This is a genomic window from Pseudomonas sp. Pseusp97 (genome assembly GCF_047304025.1).
Lineage (GTDB): Bacteria > Pseudomonadota > Gammaproteobacteria > Pseudomonadales > Pseudomonadaceae > Pseudomonas.
The window spans coordinates 1-3,811 of sequence record NZ_JBGLYK010000342.1; the positions used below are offsets into that span (position 1 = coordinate 1).

The 3,811-nt window shown below is 66.9% G+C and carries 3 protein-coding genes and 1 pseudogene; all 4 read left to right on the forward strand.

Going from position 1 to position 3,811, the window contains the following annotated elements; translation table 11 throughout:
• Positions 1–104: 104 nt before the first annotated feature.
• A complete protein-coding gene (gene tatC / locus ACCC94_RS28460) occupies positions 105–896 on the forward strand; it encodes a twin-arginine translocase subunit TatC (protein ID WP_413352940.1) in 792 nt (263 codons plus the stop codon).
• Positions 893–1,600 (forward strand): 16S rRNA (uracil(1498)-N(3))-methyltransferase, encoded by a 708-nt coding sequence (locus ACCC94_RS28465; RefSeq protein WP_413352942.1) that lies wholly within the window; start codon positions 893–895, stop codon positions 1,598–1,600. Before tatC ends, ACCC94_RS28465 begins: the two co-directional genes overlap by 4 nt.
• 183 nt (positions 1,601–1,783) lie before the next feature.
• Positions 1,784–2,776: pseudogene (locus ACCC94_RS28470) on the forward strand (methyl-accepting chemotaxis protein); the annotation flags it as partial.
• Between the two features lie 216 nt (positions 2,777–2,992).
• Positions 2,993–3,697 carry a methyl-accepting chemotaxis protein gene (locus tag ACCC94_RS28475; RefSeq protein WP_413352943.1) on the forward strand — a complete coding sequence of 235 codons (705 nt, stop codon included), beginning with the start codon at positions 2,993–2,995 and terminating at the stop codon, positions 3,695–3,697.
• Positions 3,698–3,811: the final 114 nt, after the last annotated feature.

Consider the following 3,811-nt stretch of genomic DNA (forward strand, 5'->3'; position numbering starts at 1 on the left):
CCGCAGGTTCCTGCCGCTGCACCGCAGGCGCCGGAAGCCGACCAGTCAGGCCAGCCGACCGCCGCGAGCCAGCCGCCCGCTTCGTCCGAGACGCCGCGTACCCCATGAGCGCCGAAAAGCCCGACCAGCCCGAACACGACCAGGAAATGCCCCTGGTCTCGCACCTGACCGAACTGCGCAACCGCCTGCTGCGTTGCGTGATCGCGATCTTCGTGATCTTCATCGGCCTGCTGTACTTCTCGCAGAAAATCTACGCGCTGGCCTCCGAGCCGTTGCGGCGCTTCCTGCCCGAAGGCGCGACCATGATCGCCATCGACCCGGCGTCGGCCTTCCTCGCGCCGCTGAAACTGACCATGATCGTCGCCGTGCTGTTCGCCATGCCGGTGATTCTCGGCCAGGTCTGGGGCTTCATCGCGCCGGGGCTGTACAAGCACGAGAAGCGCGTCGCCCTGCCGCTGCTGGCCTCCAGCATCGTGCTGTTCTACGCGGGCATGGCCTTCGCCTACTTCATGGTGTTCCCGTTGATGTTCCACTTCTTCCTCGGCCAGGCCCCGGAAGGCGTGACGCCGATGACCGACATCAACAGCTACCTGGACTTCCTCACCCTGCTGTTCGCCTTCGGCGTGGCCTTCGAAATCCCCGTGGCCACCGTGCTGCTGGTGTGGATCGGGGTGGTCGACGTGGCCTACCTGAAGAAGATCCGTCCCTACGTGATCATCGGCTGCTTCGTGGTCGGCATGATCCTCACCCCGCCGGACCCGCTGTCGCAGACCCTGCTGGCGGTGCCGATGTGGTTGCTGTTCGAGGCTGGCGTGCTGTTCAGCCACCTCATCCGCAAGCGCGGCGCGCAAGAGGAAGAATCCAAGGGCGACCAGCCTCCGGCCACCCGCCCGTGAACCTGCTGCTGCTCGACGACGCCGACTTCGTGGCGGCGGACCGCGTGGTCCTGCGCGACCGCCGCCTGACCCACATGCAGGAAGTCCACCGCGCCGAAAGCGGCGACCGGATGCGCGTCGGCCGCCTCGGCGGCCTGATGGGCGAAGGCCGCCTGCTGCGCTTGGAAGCCAACGAGGCCGAGCTGCAGGTCAGCTTCGACCAGGCTCCGCCAGCCAAGCTGCCACTCACCCTGCTGCTCGCCCTGCCCCGCCCGAAGATGCTTCGCCGCGTGCTGCAGACCGTCGCCGCCATGGGCGTGCCGCGCCTGGTGCTGCTCAACAGCTACCGGGTGGAGAAGAGCTTCTGGCAGACGCCGTTCCTCGAACCCGAGGCCGTTCGCGAGCAACTGATCCTGGGCCTGGAGCAGGCCCGCGACACCGTTCTGCCCGAGGTGATCATCGAGAAACGCTTCAAGCCCTTCGTCGAGGATCGCCTGCCCGCGCTGGCCGCCGGCAGCCTCGGCCTGATCGGCCATCCCGGCCCCTGGCCCGAGTGCCCGCGGGCGCTGAGCGAGCCGGTGACCCTGGCCATCGGCCCCGAAGGCGGCTGGATTCCCTACGAGGTGGACAAGCTGCGCGAAGCCGGTCTGAACCCCGTGCAACTGGGCGAACGCATCCTGCGCGTCGAGACCGCCGTGACCGCACTTCTGGCACGACTGTACTAACGGCAAATGGCTAGAGGCCAGTAACCACGCGGCCTCCAGCGTGAACCACCAGTCAGAAAAATAACGCCAGACGCTTCAGTTCCCGGCGGCCAAGCCGATATCTGGGCTACCGGTCGTCCCCACTCTGCGCATTTCCTGCTCAGCCATGCGTACCGGCCCTGTTCAACGCTGGAGCGCCCCCTCATGTTTCGCTGGTTCAACAACCTGACTGTCAAACTCAAACTTGCCTCGGGCTTCGGCCTGGTGCTGCTGCTCACCCTGCTGATCGCCCTCACCGGCTGGATCAACCTGAGCAACGTCATCAGCCGTGGCGACAAGCTCGGCGAGATTTCCGAGCTGATCGCGATCGCCAAGGACCTGCGCATCGCCCGTCTGAAATTCCAGTCCACCCGCGCGCCGGAAGATGCCAAGGCGGTGGTCGATACGCTGGACAAGCTCGATGCACGCCATCGCTCATTGAATGAGCGCTTCACCGAGGCGGAGGATCGTCGCGTCATCGACCAGCAGCACGAGCTGAGCGCGGAGTACCGCCGGCTGTATGCCCAGTTGGTGAAATCCTTCGAAGAGCGCGACGCCGCCAAGCAGGTACTGATCCAGGCCGCCAGCGCCGTCAGCGAAGGCATGCAGAAGGCCGAACAGAAGCTGGTCAGCAGCGGCAATCCCGAGGGCTTGCAACACCTGCAGGACCTCGCCGGCCTCGGCCGCTCCGTCATGCAGGCGCGCCTGCAGGTCATGGCCTACACCAGCACCGACGCGCAGAACCTCGAGCAGGCCGCCTTCGCCGGCCTGCAGAAGCTGATTGACGGCGTGAAGAGCGACATGAGCACCTCGCCGGCCGAGCTCGCCGGTGAGTTCCGCGCCACCCTCGATGCGCTGGAGACCTACCGCAACGCGCTGACCAACTACCGCAACGAGGTCAACGACAGCCAGGCGGCACGCGACCGCATGCGTGACGCCGGCCAGCAGATCGAGAAGCTCAGCGCCGAACTGACCGCCACCCAGACCGCCAAGCGCGACGCTGGCGTCGCCCAGGCCAAGACCCTGCTGGGCCTCGCCGCATTCATCGCCCTGGTGCTGGGCACCATTGCCGCCTGGGTCATCACCGGGCAGATCGTCAATCCGCTGCGCGACGTGCTGGGCCATGCCGAACGCATCGCCGATGGCGACCTCAGCCGCGACATTTCCACCACCCGCAACGACGAGCTGGGCCAGTTGCAGAAGAGCATGCAGCGCATGAACCTCTCCCTGCGCGAACTGATCGGCCGCATCCACGACGGCGTGACGCAGATCGCCAGCGCCGCCGAGGAGCTGTCCGCCGTTACCGAGCAGACGAGCGCCGGGGTGAACAACCAGAAGGTCGAGACCGACCAGGTCGCCACCGCCATGAACGAGATGGCCGCCACCGTGCAGGAAGTCGCACGCAACGCCGAGGAGGCCTCCGAGGCCGCGGCCACTGCCGACCGCCAGGCTCGTGATGGCGAAGGCGCGGTGAACGAAGCGGTGAACCAGATGGACCGCCTGGCCGGCGAAGTCGGCCGTACCAACGAGTCGGTGCTCAAGCTCAAGCGTGAAAGCGAGAAGATCGGCAGCGTGCTGGACGTGATCAAGGCCGTGGCCGAGCAGACCAACCTGCTGGCGCTCAACGCCGCCATCGAAGCCGCCCGCGCGGGCGACGCCGGCCGTGGCTTCGCCGTGGTAGCCGATGAGGTGCGCGGCCTGGCGCAGCGCACCCAGTCTTCCACCGAGGAGATCGAGGAGCTGATCGCCGGGCTGCAGAGCGGCACCCAGCAGGCCGTGCAGATGATGGAGACCAGCCGCGATCTGACCGTCAGCACCGTCGACCTGACCCGCCGCGCCGGCGAGCGACTGGGCGCCATCACCCGTACCGTGTCGACCATCCAGTCGATGAACCAGCAGATCGCCGCCGCTTCCGAGCAGCAGAGCGCCGTGGCCGAGGAAATCAACCGCAGCGTGATGAACGTGCGCGACATCTCCGAGCAGACCGCCGCCGCCAGTGAGGAAACCGCCGCCTCCAGCGTGGAGCTGGCGCGCCTGGGCAACGAGCTGCAGGTACTGGTCAGCCGCTTCCGCGTCTGATCCGCCCCGCCACGAAGAAGGCCCGCGCAATGCGGGCCTTTTCTTTGACCTTACACGGACCTGTAGGAGCGAGCTTGCTCGCGAACCGATTCCGCTGCGGGGCCTGTTCGCGAG

Excerpts from the sequence above, each read along its gene's own strand:
- tatC (WP_413352940.1), top strand. The coding sequence starts at position 105 with ATGAGCGCCGAAAAGCCCGACCAGCCCGAACACGACCAGGAAATGCCC.
- ACCC94_RS28475 (WP_413352943.1), top strand. The coding sequence starts at position 2,993 with ATGGCCGCCACCGTGCAGGAAGTCGCACGCAACGCCGAGGAGGCCTCC.